Origin of the sequence: Massilia sp. AB1 (assembly GCF_018119385.1) — a bacterium.
Lineage (GTDB): Bacteria > Pseudomonadota > Gammaproteobacteria > Burkholderiales > Burkholderiaceae_D > Telluria.
Window position 1 is genome coordinate 37340 of the sequence record NZ_JAGKSG010000009.1, and the last position, 24723, is coordinate 62062.

Annotated in this window: 26 protein-coding genes; 20 read left to right on the top strand and 6 right to left on the bottom strand. The window is 65.9% G+C overall.

Translation table 11 applies throughout. The features are described 5' to 3' along the window. Positions 1-23: 23 nt before the first annotated feature. Positions 24-1154 carry a M14-type cytosolic carboxypeptidase gene (locus J8847_RS07635; RefSeq protein ID WP_211524089.1) on the bottom strand — a complete coding sequence of 377 codons (1131 nt, stop codon included), beginning with the start codon at positions 1152-1154 and terminating at the stop codon, positions 24-26. A 150-nt stretch (positions 1155-1304) separates the two neighbouring features. Next, positions 1305-2234, bottom strand: coding sequence for a phenylacetic acid degradation operon negative regulatory protein PaaX (paaX, locus tag J8847_RS07640; RefSeq protein ID WP_211524090.1), 930 nt, complete (start codon positions 2232-2234; stop codon positions 1305-1307). A 105-nt stretch (positions 2235-2339) separates the two neighbouring features. Between paaX and paaA the strand changes: the two genes are divergently transcribed. The 13 genes from paaA to J8847_RS07705 all read left to right on the top strand — a co-directional run bounded on the left by paaA (position 2340) and on the right by J8847_RS07705 (position 14623). After that, positions 2340-3323, top strand: coding sequence for a 1,2-phenylacetyl-CoA epoxidase subunit PaaA (gene paaA, locus J8847_RS07645; RefSeq protein WP_211524091.1), 984 nt, complete (start codon positions 2340-2342; stop codon positions 3321-3323). A gap of 20 nt (positions 3324-3343) precedes the next feature. Next, positions 3344-3628, top strand: coding sequence for a 1,2-phenylacetyl-CoA epoxidase subunit PaaB (gene paaB / locus J8847_RS07650; RefSeq protein ID WP_020651929.1), 285 nt, complete (start codon positions 3344-3346; stop codon positions 3626-3628). A gap of 8 nt (positions 3629-3636) precedes the next feature. Further along, positions 3637-4389 (top strand): 1,2-phenylacetyl-CoA epoxidase subunit PaaC, encoded by a 753-nt coding sequence (paaC, locus tag J8847_RS07655; RefSeq protein ID WP_211524092.1) that lies wholly within the window; start codon positions 3637-3639, stop codon positions 4387-4389. Then, on the top strand, positions 4389-4901 hold the full coding sequence (paaD, locus tag J8847_RS07660; RefSeq protein WP_211524093.1) for a 1,2-phenylacetyl-CoA epoxidase subunit PaaD: 513 nt from the start codon (positions 4389-4391) through the stop codon (positions 4899-4901). The genes paaC and paaD overlap by 1 nt, the downstream gene beginning before the upstream one ends. Positions 4902-4908: 7 nt before the next feature. Continuing rightward, the gene (gene paaE, locus J8847_RS07665; protein WP_211524094.1) at positions 4909-5985 is read left to right on the top strand and encodes a 1,2-phenylacetyl-CoA epoxidase subunit PaaE; all 1077 of its coding nucleotides are present in this window, start codon (positions 4909-4911) and stop codon (positions 5983-5985) included. 49 nt (positions 5986-6034) lie between these two features. Further along, positions 6035-6826 (top strand): 2-(1,2-epoxy-1,2-dihydrophenyl)acetyl-CoA isomerase PaaG, encoded by a 792-nt coding sequence (gene paaG / locus J8847_RS07670; protein ID WP_211524095.1) that lies wholly within the window; start codon positions 6035-6037, stop codon positions 6824-6826. Positions 6827-6828: 2 nt separating this feature from the next. After that, positions 6829-8331 (top strand): 3-hydroxyacyl-CoA dehydrogenase PaaH, encoded by a 1503-nt coding sequence (gene paaH / locus J8847_RS07675; RefSeq protein WP_211524096.1) that lies wholly within the window; start codon positions 6829-6831, stop codon positions 8329-8331. Next, a complete protein-coding gene (gene paaI / locus J8847_RS07680; protein WP_211524097.1) occupies positions 8324-8761 on the top strand; it encodes a hydroxyphenylacetyl-CoA thioesterase PaaI in 438 nt (145 codons plus the stop codon). The genes paaH and paaI overlap by 8 nt, the downstream gene beginning before the upstream one ends. A gap of 21 nt (positions 8762-8782) precedes the next feature. Further along, complete coding sequence (gene paaK / locus J8847_RS07685) at positions 8783-10096, top strand: phenylacetate--CoA ligase PaaK (RefSeq protein WP_211524098.1); 1314 nt, start codon at positions 8783-8785, stop codon at positions 10094-10096. 13 nt (positions 10097-10109) lie between these two features. Continuing rightward, positions 10110-11312, top strand: coding sequence for a 3-oxoadipyl-CoA thiolase (gene pcaF, locus J8847_RS07690; protein ID WP_211524099.1), 1203 nt, complete (start codon positions 10110-10112; stop codon positions 11310-11312). A 1-nt stretch (position 11313) separates the two neighbouring features. After that, complete coding sequence (locus J8847_RS07695; RefSeq protein WP_211524100.1) at positions 11314-11913, top strand: phenylacetic acid degradation protein PaaY; 600 nt, start codon at positions 11314-11316, stop codon at positions 11911-11913. A 157-nt stretch (positions 11914-12070) separates the two neighbouring features. Then, positions 12071-14122, top strand: a complete 2052-nt coding sequence (gene paaZ / locus J8847_RS07700) for a phenylacetic acid degradation bifunctional protein PaaZ (protein ID WP_211524101.1) — start codon at positions 12071-12073, stop codon at positions 14120-14122. A gap of 33 nt (positions 14123-14155) precedes the next feature. Then, positions 14156-14623, top strand: coding sequence for a cupin domain-containing protein (locus J8847_RS07705; RefSeq protein WP_211524102.1), 468 nt, complete (start codon positions 14156-14158; stop codon positions 14621-14623). Here the strand turns inward: J8847_RS07705 and J8847_RS07710 are convergent. Beyond that, positions 14620-14847: a hypothetical protein gene (locus tag J8847_RS07710; protein ID WP_211524103.1), complete on the bottom strand. Its 228-nt coding sequence runs from the start codon at positions 14845-14847 to the stop codon at positions 14620-14622. The genes J8847_RS07705 and J8847_RS07710 overlap by 4 nt on opposite strands. 204 nt (positions 14848-15051) lie before the next feature. Continuing rightward, the gene (locus J8847_RS07715; protein WP_373888832.1) at positions 15052-15729 is read right to left on the bottom strand and encodes an HAD-IA family hydrolase; all 678 of its coding nucleotides are present in this window, start codon (positions 15727-15729) and stop codon (positions 15052-15054) included. A gap of 316 nt (positions 15730-16045) precedes the next feature. Between J8847_RS07715 and rsgA the strand changes: the two genes are divergently transcribed. Then, positions 16046-17080, top strand: coding sequence for a ribosome small subunit-dependent GTPase A (gene rsgA, locus J8847_RS07720; RefSeq protein ID WP_211524104.1), 1035 nt, complete (start codon positions 16046-16048; stop codon positions 17078-17080). A gap of 36 nt (positions 17081-17116) precedes the next feature. Here rsgA and argH read toward each other — a convergent pair whose 3' ends face one another. Further along, positions 17117-18514, bottom strand: a complete 1398-nt coding sequence (argH, locus tag J8847_RS07725; RefSeq protein ID WP_211524105.1) for an argininosuccinate lyase — start codon at positions 18512-18514, stop codon at positions 17117-17119. Positions 18515-18657: 143 nt separating this feature from the next. Here argH and J8847_RS07730 point away from each other — a divergent pair, with 143 nt between their 5' ends. From J8847_RS07730 to J8847_RS07740, 3 genes are all read left to right on the top strand, one after another. Continuing rightward, positions 18658-19275 carry a hypothetical protein gene (locus tag J8847_RS07730; RefSeq protein ID WP_229429894.1) on the top strand — a complete coding sequence of 206 codons (618 nt, stop codon included), beginning with the start codon at positions 18658-18660 and terminating at the stop codon, positions 19273-19275. A gap of 86 nt (positions 19276-19361) precedes the next feature. Beyond that, entirely contained in the window at positions 19362-19799 is a 438-nt protein-coding gene (locus J8847_RS07735; protein ID WP_211524175.1) for a GNAT family N-acetyltransferase, read from the top strand. Positions 19800-19866: 67 nt separating this feature from the next. Then, positions 19867-21078: a cyanophycinase gene (locus J8847_RS07740; RefSeq protein ID WP_211524106.1), complete on the top strand. Its 1212-nt coding sequence runs from the start codon at positions 19867-19869 to the stop codon at positions 21076-21078. On the opposite strand, the gene J8847_RS07745 is transcribed toward J8847_RS07740, so the two are convergent. Beyond that, positions 21079-22110: an alpha/beta fold hydrolase gene (locus J8847_RS07745; RefSeq protein ID WP_211524107.1), complete on the bottom strand. Its 1032-nt coding sequence runs from the start codon at positions 22108-22110 to the stop codon at positions 21079-21081. A gap of 204 nt (positions 22111-22314) precedes the next feature. Here J8847_RS07745 and J8847_RS07750 point away from each other — a divergent pair, with 204 nt between their 5' ends. From J8847_RS07750 to J8847_RS07760, 3 genes are all read left to right on the top strand, one after another. Continuing rightward, the gene (locus J8847_RS07750; protein WP_211524108.1) at positions 22315-22485 is read left to right on the top strand and encodes a hypothetical protein; all 171 of its coding nucleotides are present in this window, start codon (positions 22315-22317) and stop codon (positions 22483-22485) included. Positions 22486-22564: 79 nt separating this feature from the next. Continuing rightward, on the top strand, positions 22565-23173 hold the full coding sequence (locus J8847_RS07755; protein WP_211524109.1) for a GyrI-like domain-containing protein: 609 nt from the start codon (positions 22565-22567) through the stop codon (positions 23171-23173). 46 nt (positions 23174-23219) lie between these two features. Then, positions 23220-24635: an IgA Peptidase M64 gene (locus tag J8847_RS07760; RefSeq protein WP_211524110.1), complete on the top strand. Its 1416-nt coding sequence runs from the start codon at positions 23220-23222 to the stop codon at positions 24633-24635. Positions 24636-24723 lie beyond the last annotated feature (88 nt).

Below are 24723 nucleotides of genomic sequence, written 5' to 3' on the forward strand. Positions count from 1 at the left end.
AACCCGGCCCGCCTGCTAAGTGATTACTTCGCGCGAATCGCGTTCAGCACCGGCTGCAGCACCGCCGCGCCCAGGCGCGCGCTGCGTGCGCCGTCCCAGCCCACTTGCGGGTCCGGATCGTTGGCGTTGTCCTTGAACGGCAGTTCGAGGGTCAGCGACAGGCAGCCGAAGGCGTGGGTGATGTGCGGCGAACCCATGGTCAGGGTCTCTTCGGTGTACGGCGTCTGGCCGTAACCGTGCACGTCCTGGAAGTCCGGGCTGGCGATCATGAAATCGTCGCTGAAGCGCTTCTGGGCGGCCGCCTGCTCGGCGGTGAAGTTCGGCAGGGATTCGCTGCCGGCCACGAACACGTAGGGCAGGCCTTCGTCGCCGTGCACGTCCAGGCACAGGTCCACGCCCACTTCGTGCATCTTCTGCTTGACCAGGAAGACTTCCGGGCTGCGTTCCATGCTCGGGTTCAGCCATTCGCGGTTCAGGTTGGCGCCGGCCGCGTTGGTGCGCAGGTTGCCGCGCACCGAGCCGTCCGGGTTCATGTTCGGCACCACGTAGAACACGGATTCCTTCAGCAGCTGGCGGCCGAAGGGGTGGGCCGGGTCCAGCAGCGCGTCGAGCATGCCCTCGACGAACCATTCAGCCATGGTCTCGCCCGGGTGCTGGCGTGCAATCACCCAGACCTTTTTCTTTTCCGGCGACGGTTCGCCGATGATCAGCATGTTCAGGTCGCGACCGTCGACGGTCGAACCCAGGTCCACCATGCGCACGTGTTCGGACATCTGGGCGCGGTCCAGCAGCTCCAGGTGGCGTTCCCACGAATACGGCTCGAAGTAGGCGTAGTAGACGCTGTCCATGGCCGGGGTGTGCTCGATGGTCATCACCTTGCCGTCGTAGGAGGTCGGCACGCGGAACCAGTTGATGCGGTCGTAGCTCGCCATCGCCTGGTAGTCTTCCCAGCCCGCCGGATAGGCGGCTTGCGCGGCGTTCAGGAAGCGGATGGTGCACGGCTCGCCTTGCGCGCCCTGCAGGCGGAAGTAGAACCACTGGATGATGTCGGCGTGCGAATCCTTGCGGATGTTCAGGTCGATGGCGTTGGCGCTTTTGGCGTTCACGACCTCGATGGCGCCAGCGTCGAACTGGCTGCTGATCTTGATAGACATGGTGTGTCCTGTAAAGGGGAATGCGGTGAAGGCGAAATAATACCTTAGAGAGCGCCCGACAACACCCTCAGGGCAAGGCGCATCGTCGAAGACAGTACTGTAGTACGGCAAGACGATGCAACGCGGCCATGAGGGTGTTGTCGGGCGCTCTTAGTCGCGCAGGCCGCCGAAGCGTTGATAGAAGTCTTCGTCAGCGGCAGGGGTGGCCTCGTCCTCGTGGCGCAGCATGGCCATGACGTGTTCCTCGGCCCGGGCCCAGGTGAGGCGGTAGATCTTGCGCGCCAGCTCGTAGGCCTCCGATCCCGGCCAGGGCTGGGGCAGCAGGGCCACCGGCAGCATCGGATCGTGCAGCTGCACCCGGCGGTAGGCGTGCACCAGCAGCGAGCGGATCGCGAAGGCGTCCTGCGGCGTCACCTCGGGGTTCGCCTCCAGCTGTGCGAGGAGCGGCGCGAAGCTGTCGATGAAATGGCGGTAGCCGTCCACTACGCCGCCCAGGTCCCAGCCGTCGCGCACCAGCTGGGGCAGGGGACGCGAGCCCACGCCGGGCAGCTCTTCCGCCTCGCAGGCGAACACCTTGTCCTCGGCGCCGCAGCGCGCCAGGATCTCGCGCAGGCTGTCGCGGTCGGGCGCGGGATGAGCCATCACACCGGTGGCCAGCATTGCATAGCCCTCCCACTCCAATTCCTTGCGCAGCAGGTTGCGCAGCTCGGTGTCGATGGTATTGGTGGGCGCCAGCAGGAAGGTCCAGCGGCCGTTCCAGTCCAGCCCCGGGGGCGAATAGATGCGGCGGTTGGCGCGCGCCAGGCGCGGCAGGGCCTTGGGCTCAAGCGCGTAGCGGCTGCGCCGGCCCTCGCGGCTGGCCACCAGCCAGCCTTCCTGCACCAGGCGGAACACACTGGTGCGCACCAGGCGGTCGTTCACGCCCAGGGGCGCCATCAGCTCGATCATGCTGCCCAGCCAGAAACCGCCGCCGTGCGGCGCGATCGCGTCGCCGCAGAGGGTCATCACCAGCGACTTATGGCGCGGGGTGTCCTGGGTGAGGAAGTCGTCGATCCACGCGCCGCTCGAGGGTTGTTTCATGGTTGAGTCATCTTAATCTACCCGGCAATATGATTCAAAATTTTTGTGTACATCCGATTTTTTGTATCGTATTATGGATTGGAGAGGTTTGCAACGGAGACAAACATGTACGCACAGATGGTGGAGACCGGCCTCAAGAAAGTCCAGACCGCAGAGGACATGAGCGCCGAAGAACAGGCTTTCCAGGCGCGCATCGACGCCGGGATCAAGATCGAACCGAAGGACTGGATGCCGGAAGCGTACCGCAAGACGCTGATTCGGCAGATTTCGCAGCACGCGCACTCGGAAATCGTCGGTCAGTTGCCAGAAGGCAACTGGGTGACCCGCGCGCCTACGCTCGAGCGCAAGTCGGTGCTGCTGGCCAAGATCCAGGACGAAGCCGGTCACGGCCTCTACCTGTACAGCGCGGCCGAGACCCTGGGCGTCTCGCGCGACGAGCTGCTGCAGGCCCTGCACTCGGGCAAGGCGAAATACTCGAGTATCTTCAACTACCCAACCCTGAGCTGGGCCGACATGGGCGCCATCGGCTGGCTGGTGGACGGCTCGGCGATCATCAACCAGATCCCGCTCTGCCGCTGCTCCTACGGCCCGTATTCGCGCGCCATGATCCGCGTCTGCAAGGAAGAGTCCTTCCACGCGCGCCAGGGCTACGACATCATGATGAGCCTCGCACAAGGGACGCCGGAACAGAAGGCGATGGCCCAGGATGCGCTCAACCGCTGGTGGTGGCCTTCCCTGATGATGTTCGGGCCGTCGGACGCCGAATCGGTCAACAGCGCGCAGTCGACCGCCTGGCGCATCAAGCTGTTCTCGAACGACGAACTGCGCCAGCGCATGGTCGACCAGACCGTGCCCCAGGCCGAATACCTGGGCCTGACCATTCCCGACCCGGACCTCAAGTGGAACGAGGAGCGCGGCTCCTACGACTTCGGCGAGATCGACTGGAGCGAGTTCCACAACGTCCTGAAGGGCAACGGTCCTTGCAACCGCGAGCGCCTGCGCACCCGCGTCAAGGCCTACGAGGATGGCGAATGGTTCCGCGACGCCCTGGTCGCGCACGCAGAGAAAAAAGCCAAGAAGGCTGCGTAAATCAAAAACGGAGATACAAGATGAGCAAAGAATGGCCACTGTGGGAAGTCTTCATCCGCAGCCAGCACGGCCTGGCCCACAAGCACGTGGGCAGCCTGCACGCCCCTGACGCCGAAATGGCGATCAACAACGCGCGCGACGTCTACACCCGCCGCAACGAAGGCGTCTCGATCTGGGTGGTCCGCGCCGCCGACATCGTCGCCAGCAGCCCGTCGGACAAGGAAGCGCTGTTCGAGCCGGCCAACAGCAAGGTCTATCGCCACCCGACCTTCTTCCCGATGCCGGAAGAAGTCAAGAACCTGTGAGCGCTGCCGTGGACGCGAAATTCGAATACCTCCTGCGCCAGGGCGACAACGCCCTGATCCTGTCGCAGCAGCTGTGCCAGCTGTGCGGCAAGGGTCCGGCGCTGGAAGAAGACATGGCGCTGTCGAACGTGGCGCTCGACCTGCTGGGCCAGACCCGCATGTGGCTGACCTATGCCGGTGAACTCGAAGGCAAGGGCCGCGACGAAGACAGCCTGGCCTTCCTGCGCGACGCGCACGAGTACCGCAACTGCCACCTGGTGGAGCAGCCGAACGGCAGCTACGCCGAGACCATGATGCGCCAGTTCTTCTTCGACACCTGGCATTACTTCCTGATGGACGGCCTGACCCGCTCGAGCGACCTGCGCATCCGCGAGATCGCCGAGAAGTCGATCAAGGAAGTGACCTACCACCTGCGCCGCTCTGGCGACCTGGTGGTGCGCCTGGGCGACGGCACCGACGTCAGCCACGCCAAGATGCAGGCCGCGGCGGACGAGCTGTGGATGTTCAGCGGCGAGATGTTCATCTACGACGCGGTCGACAACGCGATGGTGGAAGAGGGCGTCGCGCCGCCGGCCGGGCAGCTGCGCAAGATGTTCCTCGACCACGTCGCGGAAGTCTTCGAGGAAGCGACCCTGAAGATGCCGCCGGTCGACGCCTACATGCAGCGCGGCGGCAAGCAGGGACGCCACACGGAACGCCTGGGCTACATCCTGGCCGAGATGCAGTTCCTGCAGCGCGCCTATCCGGGAGCGCAGTGGTAATGGATACCGTGGACACCACCGTCGAACAGGTCTGGAGCTGGCTCGGCGAAGTCGCCGACCCGGAGATCCCGGTCATTTCGGTGGTGGACCTGGGCATCGTGCGCGATGTCGCGTTCGAGGATGGCGAATGCGTGGTCACGATCACGCCGACCTATTCCGGCTGCCCCGCGATGCAGGTGATCGCCGACTCCGTGCGCGAGGCGCTGCAGGCCCATGGCCTGGACAAGCTGCGCATCGTCAGCCGCCTGTCGCCCGCCTGGACCACCGACTGGATGAGCGACGCCGGCAAGGCGGCCCTGAAGGGCTACGGCATCGCCCCACCGGTGCAGCAGGCGATCGACATCAGCGGCCTGCACGCCGGCATCCGCCGCCGCGCCGCGCCCCAGGTGAACTGTCCGCACTGCGGTTCCCCGCATACCCAATTGACCAGTGAATTCGGCTCGACGCCGTGCAAGGCGCTGTACAAGTGCCTGGACTGCCGCGAGCCTTTTGACTATTTCAAGTGCCACTAAGGGCAACATGAGCAAATTCTATCCACTCACCGTGGCGAAGGTGAAGCACGAGACGCGCGACGCCATCGCCGTGACCTTCGACGTGCCGGACGACCTGAAGGAAGCCTTCGCCTACAAGCAGGGCCAGCACCTGACCCTGCGCGCCATGATCGATGGCGAAGATGTGCGCCGTTCCTATTCGATCTGCTCCGCCGTGCAGGACAATGCCTTGCGCGTGGCGATCAAGCGCTGTTCGGGCGGCCTGTTCTCGAACTGGGCCAACGAAAGCCTGCAGCCGGGCGTCACCTTGGACGTGATGCCGCCGATGGGCCACTTCAACGTGCCGCTGGAGCCCGAGAGCGCGCGCCACTATCTCGGTTTCGCGGCCGGCAGCGGCATCACCCCGCTCCTGTCGATCATCAAGACCACCCTGCAGGCCGAGCCGAACAGCCGCTTCACCCTGGTGTACGGCAACCGCGCCTCGTCGACCGTGATCTTCCGCGACGAGCTGACCGACCTGAAGGACCAGTACATGGACCGCCTGCGCCTGGTCTACGTGATGAGCCGCGAGCAGCAGGACATCGAGCTGTTCAATGGCCGCATCACGGAAGAGAAGTGCGGACAGTTCCTGAAGCACTGGATCGACATCCGCGACATCGACGTGGCCTTCATCTGCGGGCCTGAAGACATGATGCATGGCGTGTCGCGTTCGCTGCAGGAAGCCGGGCTGGCGAAGGAAAAGATCCGCATCGAGCTGTTCGCAGCGAGTATTCCGAAGCACGAGCACAAGCCGCGTCATATCGAGGCGGGGACGAAGCACCAGACCGAAGTGACCGTGATCATGGACGGCAATGCCGCCAGCTTCACGATGGACAAGGACAAGGAATCGATCCTGGACGCCGGCCTGCGCGCGGGGATCGACATGCGCTACTCGTGCAAGGGCGGCGTGTGCTCGACTTGCCGCTGCAAGGTGCTGGACGGCGAGGTCGAGATGGACGTGAATTACGCGCTCGAGGATTACGAAGTGCGGCGCGGGTTTGTGTTGAGCTGCCAGAGCTTCCCCGTCACCGACAAGGTGGTGGTCGACTTCGACATCGCCGAATAGGCCCTGCAACCGCAAAGCCGGAAGATAACAATAAGATTTGGAGACACTCATGACCTACGAATCCATCCAGTTCAAGATCGACAACGGCATCGCCGTCCTGACCCTGAACCGCCCCGACCGTCTGAACAGCTTCACCCAGGCCATGCACCTCGAAGTGCGCGATGCGCTCACGAAGCTGCAGGAAGACAAAACCGCCCGCGTCCTGGTGCTGACCGGCGCCGGCCGGGGCTTCTGCGCCGGCCAGGACCTGAACGACCGCGCCGTCGACCCGGGCGCCCCGAGCGTCGACCTGGGCGAATCGGTCGAGAAGTTCTACGCCCCCCTGGTCCTGACCTTGAAAAACCTGCCGATGCCGGTCATCTGCGCCGTCAACGGCGTGGCGGCAGGCGCCGGCGCCAACCTGGCCCTGGCTTGCGACATCGTCCTGGCCGCCAAATCCGCCAGCTTCATCGAAGCCTTCTGCAAGCTGGGCCTGATCCCCGACACCGGCGGCACCTGGCACCTGCCGCGCCTGATCGGCCCGGCCCGCGCCACGGGTCTCGCCATGCTGGGCGAAAAACTCAGCGCCGAAAAAGCCGAGCAATGGGGCCTGATCTGGCGCTGCGTCCCCGACGAAGCCCTGATGGACGAAGCCATGGCCATGGCCGAGCACTTCGCCGCCGCCCCGACCAAGGGCCTGGCCTTCACCAAGAAAGCCTTCCAGGCCAGCTATACGAACTCGCTGGAAGACCAGCTGCAGCTGGAAGCCCGGATGATGCGCGAACTCGGCTATAGCCACGACTATCGCGAAGGCGTCGCCGCCTTCATCGGCAAGCGCCCTGCGCACTTCAAGGGAGAGTAAGGATGCACGCACTTCCGCAAGGCAGCACGGTCGCCGTGATCGGCAGCGGGGCCATGGGCTCCGGCATCGCGCAAACGGCGGCGATGGCGGGCCACCAGGTCCTGCTCTACGACACCCGGCTTGATGCCGCCGCCAAGGCGATCGAGAGCATCCGCATCGCCTATTCCAAGCTGGTCGAGAAGGGCCGCATGGGTGCGGCCGAATCCGACCTGGCGAGCGAACGCCTGAAAGCCATCGGCTCGCTGCAGGAAGCGAAGGATGCGGCCCTGGTCGTCGAAGCGATCGTCGAGAACCTGGACGCCAAGCGCTCTCTGTTCACCGAGCTGGAAGGCATCGTCGCCGACAGCTGCATCCTGGCCACCAACACCTCGTCGATCTCCGTCACCGCGATCGCCGCGCCGCTGCGCCGTCCGGAACGCCTGGTCGGCATGCACTTCTTTAACCCGGTGCCGCTGATGGCACTGGTCGAGGTAATCAGCGGGCTGGCGACGAGCAAGGAGGTCGCCGACACCGTCTACGCCACGGCTGAGAGCTGGGGCAAGAACCCGGTCCACGCCAAGTCCACCCCGGGCTTCATCGTCAACCGCGTCGCCCGTCCGTACTACGCCGAAGGCCTGCGCCTGCTGCTCGAGCAGGCCGCCGACCCGGCCACCCTGGACGCCGTGATGCGCGAGGGCGGCGGTTTCCGCATGGGCCCATTCGAGCTGATGGACCTGATCGGCCACGACGTCAACTTCTCGGTCACGAATTCCGTCTTCAACGCCTATTTCGGCGACCCGCGTTTCACGCCCTCGATCCTGCAGCAGGAACTGGTCAACGCCGGCTTCCTGGGCCGCAAGACCGGCCGCGGCTTCTACCAGTACGGCGAAGGCGCCGCGAAAGCCATGCCGCAAACCGAGGCGGCCCAGCCGCGCCCGGAATCGGTGAGCATCGGCGCCGGCCCGCTGGCCGAGCGCCTGCGCGCCGCCGGCTTCGCGCAGTCGGAAGGTGAAGGCATCCGCTGCGAAGGCGCGGCCGTGCACCTGACCGACGGCCGCAGCGCCACCCAGCGCGCCCATGATGATGGCCACGCGGACACCGTCCTGGTCGACCTGCTGCTGGACGCCTCCAAGGCCACCCGCGTGGCGCTGGCGCGCGCCGACCAGTGCAGCGAGGCAGCCTACAACGCCGTGGTCGGCATGTTCCAGGCCGCAGGCTTCGCCGTTACCCGTCTTGACGACGTGCCCGGCATGGCCGTGATGCGCACCGTGGCGATGCTCGCCAATGAGGCAGCCGACGCCGTCAACCAGGGCGTGTGCAGCGCCCGCGCCGTCGACACTGCCATGCAGAAGGGCGTGAACTACCCGCGCGGCCCGCTGGCCTGGGCGGACAGTGTCGGCCTGCCGCACATCGTGGCGGTGCTGGCCAACCTGGCGGACGTCTACGGCGAGGACCGCTACCGCGTCTCGCCGCTGCTGCGCCGCAAGCTGGCTGCCGATCCAAGCGGAGCGCGCATCCATGCATAGCGATCCGCAGGCCCTGGCGGAATTGGCCGGCAAGACCATGTACGAGCGCGACCCCGCCAGCCAGGCGCTGGGCATGGCGCTCGACGAGATTCGTCCGGGTTACGCGCGCATGTCGATGCGCGTGCGCGGCGACATGCTCAACGGCCATGCCACCTGCCACGGCGGCTACATCTTCATGCTGGCGGACAGCGCCTTCGCGTTCGCCTGCAACTCGCACAACTTCAATACCGTGGGCGCCGGCTGCACCATCGATTACCTTTCACCGGGCCGCGAAGGCGACCTGCTGGTGGCCGAGGCGGTGGAGCAGGCGCTTGCGGGCAAGACCGGCGTCTACGACGTCACCGTGAGCAACGGGGAAGGGCGCCTGGTGGCGCTGTTCCGCGGGAAGTCGCACCGCGTCAGCGGTCACGTGGCCGAGGTCGCCGCCTGATTTAACGCAAAGGAGGTCGAGATGGTCCAACGTAGTCCCATGCCAGGTGAACTGGAGCCGATCGAACGCGCCAGCCGCGACGAGCTGCAGGCGCTCCAGCTGGAACGCCTGAAATGGTCGCTCCGGCACGCGTACGAGAACGTGCCGCACTACCGCGCCGCGTTCGATGCGGCCGGCGTCCATCCCGACGACCTGAAAACGCTGGCCGACCTGGCGAAGTTCCCCTTCACCGAAAAGAAGACCCTGCGCGACAACTACCCCTTTGGCCTGTTCGCCGTGCCGCGCGAGCAGGTGGTGCGCGTGCACGCCTCGTCGGGCACCACCGGCAAGCCAACCGTGGTCGGCTACACCCAGAAGGACATCGACACCTGGGCCGGCGTAGTGGCGCGCTCGATCCGCGCCGCCGGCGGCCGTCCCGGCGACATGGTGCACATCGCCTACGGCTACGGCCTGTTCACCGGCGGCCTGGGCGCCCACTACGGCGCAGAGCGCCTGGGCTGCACCGTGGTCCCGATGTCCGGCGGCCAGACCGAGAAGCAGGTGCAGCTGATCTGCGATTTCAAGCCCTCGATCATCATGGTCACGCCGTCCTACATGCTGAACATCATCGAGGAATTCCAGCGCCAGGGGATCGACCCGGCCGAGTCCTCGCTGAAGGTCGGCATCTTCGGCGCCGAGCCCTGGACCGACGCCATGCGCCGCGAGATCGAGCAGCGCGCCGGCATCGACGCCGTCGACATCTACGGCCTGTCCGAAGTGATGGGCCCGGGCGTGGCCAGCGAATGCATCGAGAGCAAGGACGGCCCGGTGATCTGGGAAGACCATTTCTATCCCGAGATCATCGACCCCGACACCGGCGAGGTACTGCCGGACGGCGAGGAGGGCGAGCTGGTGTTCACCTCGCTCAGCAAGGAAGCGCTGCCCATCATCCGCTACCGCACCCGCGACCTGACGCGCCTGCTGCCGCCCACTTCGCGCTCCATGCGCCGCATGGGCCGCATCACGGGCCGCTCGGACGATATGCTGATCATCCGCGGTGTGAACGTGTTCCCCAGCCAGATCGAAGAACTGGTCCTGAAGATGCCGCTGCTGGCGCCTCAGTACCAGCTGGTGGTGGCGCGCGACGGCCATCTCGACACCCTGGAGGTGCTGGGCGAGCTGAGCGACGCGAGTCTGCCGCAAGACACCGTGGAGTCGCTGTGCCGCGAACTCCAGCACTGCATCAAAACTTATGTGGGCGTGACTACCCGTGTGACGCTGATGCCTCCGCAAGGCATCGAACGCACGCTCACTGGCAAAGCAAAGCGTGTCGTCGACAAACGCCCCAAAAATTAATCCAGGAGATTTCATGAACGACGCTTTCATCTGCGACGCGATCCGCACCCCCTTCGGCCGCTACGGCGGCTCGCTCTCGACCGTCCGCGCCGACGACCTGGGCGCGCTGCCGATCGCGGCGCTCATTAGCCGTAACAAGGACGTGGACTGGTCCGCCGTGGATGACCTGTTCTATGGCTGTGCCAACCAGGCGGGCGAGGACAACCGCAACGTGGGCCGCATGGCCGCGCTGCTGGCCGGCCTGCCTCAGGACGTGCCGGCCAATACCATCAACCGCCTGTGCGGCTCCGGTATGGACGCTGTCGGCACGGCCGCCCGCGCCATCAAGGCCGGCGAGGCCCAGTTGATCATCGCGGGCGGCGTCGAGAGCATGACGCGCGCGCCTTTCGTAATGGGCAAGGCCGACAGCGCCTTCTCGCGCGCGGCCAAGATCGAGGACACCACGCTCGGCTGGCGCTTCGTCAATCCCTTGATGAAGGCCAAGTACGGCATCGATTCGATGCCGGAGACTGCCGAGAATGTGGCCGTCGAATTCAACATCAGCCGCGCCGACCAGGATGCGTTCGCGCTGCGCAGCCAGCAGCGCTGGGCGCGTGCGAACGCCGAGGGCTTCTTCAAGAATGAGATCGTGCCGGTCACGATTCATGGGAAGAAAGGTGAGTCGCGCGTGTTCGACACCGACGAGCAGCCGCGCGAGACCAGCATGGAAGCGCTGGCCAAGCTGAAGGGCGTGGTCATGCCTGATGGGACGGTCAGCGCCGGCAATGCGTCGAGCCTGAACGATGGCGCCTGCGCGCTGCTGCTGGCGTCAAGCGACGCGGCGCGCCGCCACGGCTTGAGCCCGCGTGCACGTGTGGTCGGCATGGCGACCGCGGGCCTGGCGCCGCGCATCATGGGCTTCGGCCCGTCGCCGGCGGTGAAGAAGCTGCTGGCGCAGACCGGCCTGCGCCTGGACCAGATGGACGTGATCGAGCTGAACGAAGCCTTCGCCGCGCAGGGCCTGGCGGTGACGCGCGACCTGGGGCTGGCGGACGACGCGGCCCACGTGAACCCGAACGGCGGCGCAATCGCGCTGGGCCATCCGCTGGGCGCATCGGGCGCGCGCCTGGTGACCACGGCGGTGAACCAGCTGCATCGCACCAAGGGCCGCTACGCGCTGTGCACCATGTGCATCGGCGTGGGCCAGGGCATCGCGCTGATCGTCGAGCGGGTCTGAGATGGTCAAGGTCTACGAGATCAACGGCGTACGGCCGGTGGTGCATCCGACGGCCTATGTGCATCCGTCGGCGGTCCTGATTGGCGACGTGATCGTCGGACCGCGCTGCTACATCGGCCCGCTGGCCTCGATGCGCGGCGACTTCGGGCGCCTGATCCTGGAGGAGGGCGCCAACTTGCAGGATACCTGCGTGATGCATGGGTTTCCGGGCGAGGACACCGTGGTCGAGGTGGATGGGCACATCGGGCATGGCGCGGTGCTGCACGGCTGCCGCATCAAGCGCAACGCGATGGTGGGCATGAATGCGGTCGTGATGGACAAGGCCGTGGTCGGCGAGGAGTCGATCGTGGCGGCGATGAGCTTCGTAAAGGCAGGGATGATCATTCCGCCGCGCTCGATGGTCATGGGGACGCCGGCCAAGGTCATGCGCGAGCTGACGGATGAAGATGTGAAGTGGAAGAGCTTTGGGACGCGGCAGTATCACGAGCTGAATGTGCGGTCGCTGGAGACGATGCGGGAGGTCGAGGCGTTCACTGAAGTGGAGCCGGACCGCAAGGGCATCGATTTCGGGACTGGGGCGCTGCATAAACCGAAAAGCTGAAAGCACCACCGCCCGTAAAACCGTCGTCCCGGCGTAGGCCGGGACCCAAGTTTCGCGCCACAGACGCGCACGCAAACTTGGATCCCGGCCTTCGCCGGGATGACGGTGCAGGGGCAGCAGGCCAATTGAAGAGATAACTGAACGGAGACGAAGAAACATGGGCAACATCGCCACCCTGCAAAGCCTGATCGCCGGCCGCTGGCACGGCCAGGAAGCGCACACCCCGCTGCACAGCGCACTGGACAATCAGCTGATTTACCACACCCACGCCGAGAAGATCGATTTCGAGGAAGCCATCACCTACGCGCGCAAGACCGGCATCAAGCAGCTGATGCAGCTCGACTTCCAGAAGCGCGCCCAGGCCCTGAAGGCCCTGGCCCTCTACATGATGGAGCGTAAGGAAGAGCTGTACGAAATCTCCCACCTGACCGGCGCCACCCGCCCGGACAGCTGGGTCGACGTCGAAGGCGGCATCGGCACCCTGTTCGCCTACGCCAGCATGGGCTCGCGCGAACTGCCGTCGTCCAACGTCCTGCATGAAGGCCCGGCCTTGGCCCTGGGCAAGCGCGGCGGCTTCTCCGGCACCCACATCCTGGTGCCGCGCGGCGGCGTCGCCGTGCACATCAACGCCTTCAACTTCCCGATCTGGGGCATGCTGGAAAAATTCGCACCGAGCTTCCTGGCCGCGATGCCCTGCATCGTCAAGCCGGCGACCGCCACCAGCTACCTGACCCAGGCCACCGTCAAGATGATGATGGAATCCGGCCTGGTGCCGGAAGGCGCGCTGCAGCTGGTGATCGGCAGCACGGGCGACCTGCTCGACCGCCTGGGCGGCTTCGATGCCGTCACCTTCACCGGCTCGGCCGACACCGCCGCCAAGCTGCGTGCCAACCAGAACCTGATCCGCAACTCGGTGCCGTTCACCGCCGAAGCCGACTCGCTCAACTGCGCCATCCTGGCCCCGGACGTTACCCCGGATGACCCGGAATTCGACTTGTTCGTGAAGGAAGTCGCGCGCGAGATGACCGGCAAGGCCGGCCAGAAGTGCACCGCGATCCGCCGCGTCATCGTGCCGGAGCAGCTCGTGGACGCCGTCGGCGAGCGCCTGCGCGACCGCCTGGCCAAGATCACCGTCGGCAACCCGAAGATGGAAGGCGTGCGCATGGGCGCGCTGGCCTCGATGGATCAGCACCGCGACGTCTCCGAGCGCGTGGAGATGCTTGCGCGCGGCAACGAAGTACTGTTCTCGGCCCGCGACGGCTTCGCGCCGGTGGGCGAGGGCTGCGCCAACGGCGCTTTCTTCTCGCCGACCCTGCTGCTGTGCCGTAACGCGCTGGTCAACGACGCCGTCCACGACATCGAAGCCTTCGGCCCGGTGAGCACCTTGATGACCTACAAGGACATCGACGAGGCGCTGGAACTGGCCGCGCGCGGCAAGGGCAGCCTGGTGACCACGCTCGCCACCAAGGACCCGGCGATCGCCGCCCACGCGGTGCCGGTGGCCGCCGCCTCGCATGGCCGCGTGCTGATCCTGGACCGCGAAGCCTCGGTCGACAGCACCGGCCACGGCTCGCCGCTGCCGCAGCTCAAGCACGGCGGCCCGGGCCGCGCCGGCGGCGGCGAAGAGCTGGGCGGCATCCGCGCCGTCAAGCACTTCCTGCAGCGCGCCGCGGTCCAGGGTTCGCCGACCATGCTGGGCGCCGTCACCGGCGAATACGTGCGCGGCGGCGCGGTCAAGGAGACGGAAGTCCATCCGTTCCGCCGCTGGTTCGAAGACCTCGAGATCGGACACTCGCTGCTGACCCACCGCCGCACCGTGAGCGAGGCGGACATCGTCAACTTCGGCGGCGTGTCGGGCGACTACTTCTACATGCACTTCGACGAGATCGCGGCCAAGGATACGCAATTCGGCAAGCGCATCGCCCACGGCTACTTCGTGCTGTCGGCGGCTGCGGGCCTGTTCGTGTCGCCGGCCCCGGGCCCGGTGCTGGCCAACTACGGCCTGGACAACCTGCGCTTCGTGGCGCCGGTGGCGATCGGCGACACCATCCGCGCGCGCCTCACCTGCAAGCGCAAGGTCGACCGCAACCGCACTGACGAGCAGGGGCGCGGCCAGGGCGTGGTCGCATGGGATGTGCAGGTCACGAATCAAAACGACGAACTGGTGGCGAGTTACGATATCCTGACGCTGGTACAAAAACGCGGCTAATACCTGGCCGCGTCCAACTGCAAAAGGAGCGCCATGTCGAGACTGGATCTGAGCAGTATCCCTGTGGTGAGCGGCACCGGTTACCCGGAGCCCTTCGCCGAGGCGGTGGATGGACGCACCAAGCAAGCGCTGGGCGACGCCGGCGGGCTGACCCAATTTGGGGTCAACCTGGTCGAGCTGCAGCCCGGCGCGGCTTCCTCGCAGCGCCACTGGCATTCGCACGAGGACGAGTTCGTCATGATGGTGTCCGGCGAACTGGTGCTCGTCACGGATGAAGGGGAGACCCTGATGCGGGCCGGCGATTGCGCGGCATTTCCTGCTGGTAAGCCGAACGGCCACCATCTGATCAATCGTAGTTGGGGGCCGGGCGTGTTCCTGGTGGTCGGGTCGCGCGTCAAGAACGATATCGCGACCTATCCGGATATCGACCTGCGTTTTGAAGGCGCGACCAATTCCTATCTGCACAAAGACGGCACGCCGTATCCCTTGCGCAAGACTTAGTTGAGTTTTCGGGCGTAGCGCTGGCGGATGTGCTGGCTGATGAAGGTCGAGAGACCGCGTCCGCCTTCGGCCAGCTCGCGCATCTTGGCAATGTTCTCGGCGCCGGCGCTGCGCTCGGTGTAGAGGTAGCGGTCGCCGCCGGTGAACTGGATGGTGATGAAGTCCTTGCCGATGTCGTAGGCGGTGACGCCGGATTCGCCGCTTTGGTTTCTGTAGCGATGCATGGGGGGCCTCTGCTGGGTGCGTCGATACGGAGTATGTAAGGGCTGGCGGTAGCGATACAAGGCTTGCTGCGCGGCAGTGCTGAGATCTGTTGAACTTGGGTCCCCGCCTGCGCGGGGATGACGTTGTTTGAGTGCGCCTATAGCCTCAAGACCGTCGTCCCGGCGAAGGCCGGGACCCAAGTTCGACCAGCAGAAGAACAGCCCTTACGCCGTTTTGCGCTGCAACCTCAACAACCCATCCTCCGTCCGCACTGCCAGTAACTCCGCATAATCCGGCACGTCATACGCCGTCGTGTCCAGCGCATGCGTATGCGTCGCCGTCACGACGATACTGTCCATCCCCGCCGCCTCCGCCGCCTGCAGCCCGGCCAGCGTATCCTCGAATACCAGGCAATGCTCCGGATACACTCCCAGCTTCTCCGCCCCCAGCAGGAAAGGATCCGGCGCCGGCTTGCCCTTTTGCACATCTTCAGCCGCGACGAGTACGCCAGGCAGCGGCAGCCCGGCCGCCACGATGCGCGCCTCGGCCAGTGCACGCGGCGCCGAGGTCACGATCGCCCAGCGCTGCGGCGGCAGGCTGTCGAGGAAGGCGGCCACGCCCTCGATCGCTTCGATCCCCGCCACGTCGTCGATCTCCGCCAGCGTGATGCGCCTTGCCTCGGCCGCCGGATCGACCCCAGGCAGATTGAGATTGCGAATGGTGTCTTCGGTGCGCTTGCCGTGGATGGTCGGCAGGAAGGCCTCGACATCCAGCCCGTGGCTGCGCGCCCAGTCGCTCCAGACCCGCTCGGCGGCCTTGATCGAAGTGAGGATGGTGCCGTCCATGTCGAACAGGAAGGCGGCGAAGTCGCGCTCGGGCAGGGCAGGGGTGAAGGTGGTCACGGGATGTTCTCGCTGGATGGTTGGTGCGATGCGCCATCAGCATAGCGCAAAAGCCGGAGACGCCTTGTCCGCCACCGCGTTTGCTTGACGTCATCCGCCTTAGGTGCCAGACTACGAGCCTTTCCAACACGACCCGAGGAGACGCGACATGAACCAGCCTGATACCGCCCTCCGGTCGGCCGCCTGACGCGCACACCCATCACGACGATGGCCTGAGGCGCGCCAGCGCCGACCTTCCATTTCCCGACCTTGCCGCCTCAATGGGCGGCTGTCCGCGCACGCCTGTTGCGCCTATCGAATTGGAAAACACATCGTCATGATCGACATCGATTACCCGACCCTGCAAGGAATCGGCTTTCATCACCACCTGGCCGCGCAACTGGCGCAGGCCGGACCGCAGCACCGCCTTGCCCGCGTCACCTCCGTCCAGCGCGACTGCCTGATGCTGGACGATGGCCGCGAGGCCTTCCTGGCCCGCAGCACGCCGCCTATCGCATCCAGCCCGCCGGTAGTCGGCGACTGGGTACTCGCCGTGCAAGTCATCGGCGACTACTGGATCGACCATGTCCTCGAGCCATCCACCCGCCTGGCGCGGCGCACCGCGGGCGGCCGCCAGGTCCTGGCCGCCAACGTGGACACCGCGCTGCTGCTCATGGGCCTGGACAAGGACTTCAACCCGCGCCGCATGGAACGCTATATCGCCGTGGTGCGCGCCTGCGGCGTGGCGCCGGTGATGGTGCTGACCAAATCCGACATCGGCAGCGATGCCGGCGAAAAGATCGCGCAGCTGCGCCGCCGCATCCCCGAGGATGTGCCGGCGCTGGCCGTGCACCCGGCCGAGCAGAGCGATGCCGGCCTCCTTGCGCCGTGGCTGGGCGCCGGCCAGACCCTGGTGCTGCTGGGCTCCTCGGGCGTGGGCAAGTCGACCTTGACGAACGCGCTCGCCGGCAGCCTGCAGGCGACGGGCGGCACCCGCTACGGCGACGACCGGGGAAGACATACGACCACGGCGCGTTCGCTGCACCGCTGCCCGGGCGGCGCCTGCATCATCGACACGCCGGGACTGCGCGCCTGGCAGCCGGACGCGGATGAAGACGACCTGGAACAGTCCTTCAACGACATCGCCGCGCTCGGGGAGGCTTGCCAGTTCCGCGACTGCCAGCACGAGAGCGAGCCGGGATGCGCGGTGAGGGACGTGGTGGATGCGGACCGGCTGCGGAACTACCGCAAGCTGTTGCGCGAGGTGAGGCGCGCCGAGCAGACGGCGCTGGACCGGATCGCTGAACGGGCGAAGTGGAAGACCCTGATGAAGGGCGCGCGCCTGCGTGGACGCGAGAAGCGGGGAGGCTGAACCAAGGGTGGACGGCAAGGCCGTCCACCCGGCGGTTTATTCCGCCAGCTGCTTGCGCACGCGCGCGATCGCCGCGCGCACCTGGTTCGGCGCGGTGCCGCCGACGTGGTCGCGCGCCGCCACCGAGCCTTCCAGGGTCAGCACGGCGAACACGTCCTGCTCGATCAGCGGCGAAAACTCACGCAGCTTTTCCAGAGGCATGTCGGACAGGTCGCACTTCAGGTCGTCGCAGGCGCGCACCGCGTGGGCCACGGCTTCGTGCGCGTCGCGGAAGGGCAGGCCCTTCTTGACCAGGTAGTCGGCCAGGTCGGTCGCAGTGGCGTAGCCCTGCAGCGCCGCGGCGCGCATGTTGTCCGGCTTGACCGTGATGCCGCCCGCCATGTCGGCGAAGATGCGCAGGGTGTCGGTGACGGTGTCGATGGTGTCGAACAACGGTTCCTTATCTTCCTGGTTGTCCTTGTTGTAGGCCAGCGGCTGGCCTTTCATCAGGACCAGCAGGCCGTTCAGGTGGCCGTAGACGCGGCCGGTCTTGCCGCGCGCCAGTTCTGGCACGTCAGGGTTCTTTTTCTGCGGCATGATCGACGAGCCGGTGCAGAAGCGGTCGGCGATGTCGATGAAGCCGATGCGCTGGCTCATCCACATAACCAGTTCTTCCGAGAAGCGCGAGACGTGCATCATGATCAGCGAGGCGGCGGCGGTGAACTCGATCGCAAAGTCGCGGTCTGACACGGCGTCGAGCGAGTTATGGCACACGTCCTCGAAGCCGAGGGTCTTGGCCACGCGCAGGCGGTCGATAGGGAAGGTGGTGCCGGCCAGGGCGGCGGCGCCCAGCGGCAGGCGGTTCACGCGGCGGCGTGCGTCCTGCATGCGCTCGGCGTCGCGGCCGAACATTTCCACATAGGCCAGCATGTGGTGGCCGAAGGTGATCGGCTGCGCCACCTGCAGGTGGGTGAAGCCCGGCATGATGGTGTCGGCATGGCGCTCGGCCAGGTCCGTCAGGGCGCCGCGCAGGCTGGCGAGCAGGCCCAGGATGTCGTCGATGGCGGAGCGCACGTACAGGCGGATGTCGGTCGCCACCTGGTCGTTGCGCGAACGGCCGGTGTGCAGGCGCTTGCCGGCGTCGCCCACCAGTTCGGTCAGGCGCTTTTCGATGTTCAGGTGCACGTCTTCCAGGTCCAGCAGCCACTCGAAGCTGCCGGCCTCGATCTCGGAGCGGATCTGGGCCATGCCGCGTTCGATCTCGGCGCGGTCCTGCTCGCTGATGATGCCTTGTGCGGCCAGCATCTCGGCGTGGGCCAGCGAGCCCTGGATGTCGAACGGCGCCAGGCGCTTGTCGAAGAACACCGAGGCGGTGTAGCGTTTGACGAGATCGGAAACCGGTTCGTTGAAACGTGCCGACCAGGCTTCGGCTTTCTTGGAGAGTTGTGCAGTCATGGTGGGATCCGTGTTAGGTATCCAATGATTATAAACCGGCCGGCCCGAAGGCTTCCGGCGGTCCCCCGGACGGTGACAAGCACCCTGAAATGGGTGATGATGACGTAACAAGCTTCATCAAACGACAATAACAGGGGAGACGTATGTATCGAATGCTTCGCACGGGGATGGCAGGCGTACTGGCGGCGGCAGCGCTGGCGCCCGGAATGGGAATGGCGCAATCGGCTCCGGCGGCGCCGGCAGCTCCTGTTGCTCCGGCCGCGCCGGCAACGCCAGGCGCCACGGCCGCACCGGCCATCCCCGCCGCCCGTCCGGCCGATGTCGCCTCGGTCGACGCCATCGTCAAGGCCGTGTACGACGTGATTTCCGGCCCCGCCGGCGCGCCGCGCGACTGGGACCGCATGCGTTCCCTGTTCGCCCCGGAAGGCCGCATGATGGCGGTCGGCCAGCGCCCCGACGGCAGCTACGCGATGCGCCAGATGACGCCGGACGACTACATCGCCCGCAACACCAAGAATTTCGCCACCATGGGCTTCTTCGAGTCCGAACTGGCGCGCACCGTCGAGACCTTCGGCCAGGTCGCCCACGTGTTCAGCACCTACGAAGCGCGCCATGCGCCGTCCGACGCCAAGCCTTTCATGCGTGGAATCAACAGCATCCAGCTGGTGAACGACGGCAAGCGCTGGTATGTCCTGAGCCTGGTCTGGCGTGCCGAAGACCCACAATTGCCCTTGCCTGAACGTTACCTGCAAAGCCGCTGACGGCCACTGAAGAGGCCAGTCTCAATCGGACTTATGCAACTTGCAAACAGCGCTAGAATGACTTTTTTGCCATCGCCATGGGTTCCATGATTACCAACGATTCCAGCTTCCAGGTCAGCACCGACCAGAGCAAGCTCGACATCCCGATGATCTACCGCTTCCTGAGCGAGCAGAGCACCTGGGCGGTCGGGATTTCGCGCCCGGTGGTCGAGCGCTCGATCGAAAACTCGCTGTGCTTCGGCGGCTACCTGGATGGCCGCCAGATCGCATTCGCGCGAGTGATTACCGACTACGCCACGTTCGCCAACCTGGTGGACGTGTTCGTCGTGCCCGAGTACCGCGGGCACGGTTACGGCAAGCAGCTGATCGGGGTGGTGCTGCGCCACCCCAGCCTGCAAAAGCTGCGCCGGTTCATGCTCGCCACGAGCGATGCGCACGGCCTCTACGAACGCTTCGGCTTCACCGCGCCGCAGCAGCCACAGACGCTGATGGAGCGATACTTTCCTAACATCTATTTGTCCTGAGCAGACTCAACACGGCGACAAGCGACTGGAATCAGGCTTACGATGGTGGTAACCAGAGGAAAGCCGAATGGTCCAGTTCCTTGTCCGTGGCTTGCTCGCCTTGGCATTGCTGGCGAGTAATTACAGCATCGCAGCGGAGCCGCTGCCGAAAGGTTCGCTCGTCATCATCGGCGGCGCCCTGCGCGCCGACAACGCGGCGGTCTGGGAGCGCATCGTCCAGCTGGCGGGCGGCAAGGGCGCGCGCATCGCGGTGTTCGCCTCGGCCTCGGCCAATCCCGAGCGGGCCGGCAAGTTCCTGGTCGACCGCTTCAACCACTACGGCGCCAAGGCTTTCTTCGTTCCGGTCGCGGTGCGCCTGAGCGGCACCGACTACACTGTCGCCGCCGAAGACCCGGTGCTGGCCGCCGCCGTGCGCGCCGCCGGCGGCGCCTACTTCGCGGGCGGCGACCAGGGCCGCATCACACGCGCGCTGCGCCGTCCCGACGGCAGCAACACCCGCATCCTCGACGCCCTGTGGGACATGTACCGGCGCGGCGGCGTGATCGCCGGCTCCAGCGCCGGCGCGGCCATCATGAGCAGCACCATGTTCGGCTATCCCAAGCCGGTCCTGACCACCCTCAAGCTCGGCCTCGACGACGAACACGAGATCGCGCCCGGCCTCGGCTTCATCGGCGACGACGTCTTCATCGACCAGCACCTGCTGGTGCGCGGACGCTTCGCGCGCATGCTGCCGGCCATGCTCAAGAAGGGCTACAAGACCGGGCTGGGCATCGACGAAAACACCGCCATGGTGGTCGGCCCCTCGCGCGAGGTGGAAGTGGTGGGCTACCGCGGGGCGCTGCTGGTCGATCTGAGCGAGGCGAAGTTCAAGGACGGGCTGTTCAACGTCAGCAACGCGCGCCTGAGCTACCTGGACAACGGCGACCGCTTCAACCTCGTCACCCGCACCTTCACGCCGGCCACGGACAAGGCCGACGGCCGGATCGATCCCGGCAAGCCCTACTACCGCGAGCCGCTGTTCTCGGCCGACATCCTCGGCAACAGCACGGTGGTGGACCTGATGGCGCGGCTGATCGACAGCGACCAGCCGGAAGCCATCGGGCTGTCGCTCGACAGCCCCCATGGCGTGCAGCCCGACCTCGGCTTCGAGTTCAAGCTGTCGCGCACCATCGAGAGCGTGGGCTATATGTCTCCGCTCAGCGAAGCCTATTCCGTCTACAACGTGCGACTCGATATCCGGCCGATCGTGGTCCAGCGCCCGCTGTACCAATACAAGTAATCAGCTGCACTTGGAGCGCACGCGCTCGTCCAGCACGCGCTTCTGCGCCTCGATCAGCGGCCCGTTCGGGTCGTGGCCGGCGCGCGGCACTTCGATATAGGCCTTGTCCGGGGCCGAGATGGCCTCGTAGTAAGGGCGCGTGACCTTCGCTTCGGTCAGCAGGTCTTCCGTTCCCTGGACGATGTAGACGGGCAGCGCGAAGCGCGTACCCAGCTTGTACATATCCACCTTGGACAGCATGCCGTCGCCCTTCCAGCCGACGAAGTTGATGAAGGAGTAATCCTCGCCCGCATCGTAGTCGGCCTTGGCCTGCGGCGTGGCGTAGGCGGGCAGCACCTTCCACCAGGAGGCCACAGTCGGCTCGGTCACCTGCAGCTCGTACTTGCGGGTGGCGCGGCGCAGGATGCCGAAGTTGCGCGGGTTGGTCCAGGGCGGCGGGCCGAGCGCTTCCAGCTGCGCGACCGTGGCCTTGTCGTCGGCGGCGCGGGCGCGTTCCAGCACCGTGTTCCAGTTGCCCCTGTTCTGGCGCCCGCCCACCACCTGCGCCACGCCGACCCAGGCGCAGAACTGTTCGGGATCCTTCCTGGCCATGTTGGCGCCGACGATCGAGCCCCAGGAGCTGCCCATCAGGATCAGCTTGCGCTTGTTGAAACGCTGCCGGATGTGGCGCGCCAGTTCGAGGCCGTCGTCGCGGATCTGCTCCACCGTCAGCGGCTCGTCCTCGGCAGGGCGGTTGCGTCCATAGGTCATGCCGCCGCCGCGCTGGTCCCAGTGCACCACCGTGTAGTCCTTGCGCCAGGCGGCGTAGGGACCGCCGCCGAAGGGCGTGTAGGGATTGGCCGGACCGCCATGCGCGACCAGCAGCACCGGGTTGGCGCAGTTGTCGCCCTGGATGGTCACCCATTGCTCGATGCCGCCGATGTTCAGGAAACCGCTTTCGTCGATCGCCTGGCCGGGCTGGCAGGCCGGGGCGGCGAGGGCGAAGGAAGGCAGCAGGGACAGTAGGGTCAGGCACGGTCTCAGGCGGGGCACGGGAACTCCTCTGCGAAATGGCGATCCGCCGATTCTGGTGTTGAAACCGGCAGGCGTCAATCGATTATGCATTCCGGTTAAGCTGATCAATGCGTGTTCCAGTTGCCGCTTCCGGTATCGGTTAGGTAGGGCACGGAGCGTGCGGGGCGGGGCCGTTATGGTGAAGCCATGACGAAGGGTTTTTCACCGAGGAAGCTGTATGCCATGCAGCGCATGTCCGTCGCACTCAAGCGGGCTTCGGCCGCCAGGCCGTTCGGGCCGGAGACGGACCGCGCGCTGCGCTGGGCCGCCGCCTGGGGCATGTCCGCCGGTATCCGCACGCCCTACACGCGCATGCGCCTGCGGCGCGATACGCTGATCGGCGTCAGCGCCTAGCCTGCGGCACGCGGGCTCTCCCCTCGCTTTCCAACAGTCGAGTATGGCAAGATGGCAAACTCCGCCATGAGGATTGCCCATGTCCAAACGCGAACTCAAGCTCGAACTGAAGCATCTTTACCGTCCGTCCGCCAAGGAGGTGGCCGAGGTCGAGGTGCCGTCCATGCGCTTCCTGATGATTGACGGCCAGGGCGATCCCAACACCTCGCCACAGTATGCCGCGGCCGTCGAGGCGCTGTTCTCGGTGTCCTATAAAACCAAGTTCATGGTGAAGAAGGGCGAGCAGGGCGTCGACTACGCGGTCATGCCGCTGGAGGGCCTGTGGTGGGCCGACGATTTGTCCGCCTTCGCCGGCAACGACCGCTCGCAGTGGCGGTGGACCATGATGATCATGCAGCCCGAGTTCGCCGGCGAAACGGTGATCCGCGCGGCGATCGCGGAAGTGAAGCGCGCCAAGGGGCTGCCCGCGCTCGACGCACTCAGGCTGGAGCACTTCGCGGAAGGGCGATGCGCGCAGATCCTGCACGTCGGGCCCTTCAGCGAAGAAGGCCCGACGATCCAGCGGGTGCACGATTTCATCGAGACGCGCGCCGCCCTGGCGGGCAAGCACCACGAGATCTACCTGAGCGACATCCGCCGTGGCGAGCCGTCGCGATGGAAGACCATCATTCGCCAGCCCATGCGCTGAGCCTGTCAGGCTTACAATGTCGCGATACCATCACACAGGAATCGCGATGCGCCTTCTTCCTTTGCAGCTGTTCGCCGCCATGCTCATGCTTGGCGCAGCCAACGCCCAGGCCGCCCAGCCGGCCACCATCCGTGTCGACTACACCCACAGCGGCAACGCGCTGTCCGACCAGTACGCGCTCGAACGCGTCGTGGTCGAGCCCCTGCCGTGGCCGGGCAACCTGGCGAAGAACTTCGACAACAGCAACCGCGGCCAGAACCGGGTCGAGGTGGTGGACGCCGAGACCGGCGACCTGCTGTATTCGCGCGATTTCTCCACCGTCTTCGGCGAATGGCGCACGACCGAGGAGGCGGGCAAGATCAGCCGCAGCTTCCAGGAATCGGTGCGCTTTCCCAAGCCGCAGCAACCGGTGCGCGTGCGCATCCTCAAGCGCGACGAACGCAACCAGTTCTCGGTGTCCTGGAGCGTGGAGGTCGACACCGACGCGCAAGATGTGGTCAAGCAGCAGCCTCCGGCACCGGCCAAGCCGATTCCCATCCACGTGAGCGGCCCCTCGCCGGAGAAGGTCGACCTCTTGATCCTGGGCGACGGCTACACCCAGGCGGACATGAAGAAATTCGAAGCGGACGCACGGCGCCTGTCGGCCCACCTGTTCTCGGTCTCGCCCTTCCGCGAGCGGGCCAGGGACTTCAACGTCTGGGCGATGGCGGTGCCGACCGAAAAATCGGGCATCACGCGCCCGTCCACCGGCGTGCACCATCCGTCCGCGCTGGGCACGCGCTACGACATCTTCGGCAGCGAGCGCTATGTGCTCACGCTCGACAACCGCGCGTTGCGCGAGATCGCCCAGCACGCGTCCTACGAGTTCATCGAGATCCTGGTGAACAACGAGACCTACGGCGGCGGCGGCATCTTCGGCCAGTTCAGCACCGCGGCGGCCAGCAACGAGTGGGCCAACTATCTGTTCGTGCACGAATTCGGCCACCACTTCGCGGGCCTGGCGGACGAGTACTACACCTCGCCGGTGGCTTACCAGAGCGCCAGCGGCCGTCCGGAACCCTGGGAGCCGAACGTGACCGCGCTGCGCGATCCGGCGCAGCTGAAATGGAAGCGCCATGTGAAGGCCGGCACGCCGCTGCCGACGCCCTGGCCGAAGGCCGAGTACGAGGAAGCCTCGCGCGCCTACCAGAAGAAGCGCGCGGCTCTGCGCGCGGCCAACCGGCCTGAGTCGGAGATGAATGCGCTGTTCCGCGAAGACCTGACGCGCTCCAGGGCCTTGTTCGACAAGCAGCCGCACCGCCATTCCATCGGTGCATTCGAGGGCGCGAACTACGAGGCCAGCGGCTACTACCGCCCGGCGATGCAGTGCCTGATGTTCGACCGCAGCGAGACCTTCTGCCCGGTGTGCCAGGACGGGATCAGCGAGATCATCGACCTGTACGCTGGGGCTGCATCCCGGTAATTTTTGCTTACAACTTGGCTCAGCCTAAGTTGCTTGCTTAACAGACCGGGGCGAGGGGAGTGCCTATTCTGGAGGCGTTGTCTAACAA

Coding starts and splice junctions, on each gene's coding strand:
- J8847_RS07635 (WP_211524089.1), bottom strand. CDS start 1,154: ATGTCTATCAAGATCAGCAGCCAGTTCGACGCTGGCGCCATCGAGGTC.
- paaX (WP_211524090.1), bottom strand. CDS start 2,234: ATGAAACAACCCTCGAGCGGCGCGTGGATCGACGACTTCCTCACCCAG.
- paaA (WP_211524091.1), top strand. CDS start 2,340: ATGTACGCACAGATGGTGGAGACCGGCCTCAAGAAAGTCCAGACCGCA.
- paaB (WP_020651929.1), top strand. CDS start 3,344: ATGAGCAAAGAATGGCCACTGTGGGAAGTCTTCATCCGCAGCCAGCAC.
- paaD (WP_211524093.1), top strand. CDS start 4,389: ATGGATACCGTGGACACCACCGTCGAACAGGTCTGGAGCTGGCTCGGC.
- paaE (WP_211524094.1), top strand. CDS start 4,909: ATGAGCAAATTCTATCCACTCACCGTGGCGAAGGTGAAGCACGAGACG.
- paaG (WP_211524095.1), top strand. CDS start 6,035: ATGACCTACGAATCCATCCAGTTCAAGATCGACAACGGCATCGCCGTC.
- paaH (WP_211524096.1), top strand. CDS start 6,829: ATGCACGCACTTCCGCAAGGCAGCACGGTCGCCGTGATCGGCAGCGGG.
- paaI (WP_211524097.1), top strand. CDS start 8,324: ATGCATAGCGATCCGCAGGCCCTGGCGGAATTGGCCGGCAAGACCATG.
- paaK (WP_211524098.1), top strand. CDS start 8,783: ATGGTCCAACGTAGTCCCATGCCAGGTGAACTGGAGCCGATCGAACGC.
- pcaF (WP_211524099.1), top strand. CDS start 10,110: ATGAACGACGCTTTCATCTGCGACGCGATCCGCACCCCCTTCGGCCGC.
- J8847_RS07695 (WP_211524100.1), top strand. CDS start 11,314: ATGGTCAAGGTCTACGAGATCAACGGCGTACGGCCGGTGGTGCATCCG.
- paaZ (WP_211524101.1), top strand. CDS start 12,071: ATGGGCAACATCGCCACCCTGCAAAGCCTGATCGCCGGCCGCTGGCAC.
- J8847_RS07705 (WP_211524102.1), top strand. CDS start 14,156: ATGTCGAGACTGGATCTGAGCAGTATCCCTGTGGTGAGCGGCACCGGT.
- J8847_RS07710 (WP_211524103.1), bottom strand. CDS start 14,847: ATGCATCGCTACAGAAACCAAAGCGGCGAATCCGGCGTCACCGCCTAC.
- rsgA (WP_211524104.1), top strand. CDS start 16,046: ATGATCGACATCGATTACCCGACCCTGCAAGGAATCGGCTTTCATCAC.
- argH (WP_211524105.1), bottom strand. CDS start 18,514: ATGACTGCACAACTCTCCAAGAAAGCCGAAGCCTGGTCGGCACGTTTC.
- J8847_RS07730 (WP_229429894.1), top strand. CDS start 18,658: ATGTATCGAATGCTTCGCACGGGGATGGCAGGCGTACTGGCGGCGGCA.
- J8847_RS07735 (WP_211524175.1), top strand. CDS start 19,362: ATGATTACCAACGATTCCAGCTTCCAGGTCAGCACCGACCAGAGCAAG.
- J8847_RS07740 (WP_211524106.1), top strand. CDS start 19,867: ATGGTCCAGTTCCTTGTCCGTGGCTTGCTCGCCTTGGCATTGCTGGCG.
- J8847_RS07750 (WP_211524108.1), top strand. CDS start 22,315: ATGCAGCGCATGTCCGTCGCACTCAAGCGGGCTTCGGCCGCCAGGCCG.
- J8847_RS07755 (WP_211524109.1), top strand. CDS start 22,565: ATGTCCAAACGCGAACTCAAGCTCGAACTGAAGCATCTTTACCGTCCG.
- J8847_RS07760 (WP_211524110.1), top strand. CDS start 23,220: ATGCGCCTTCTTCCTTTGCAGCTGTTCGCCGCCATGCTCATGCTTGGC.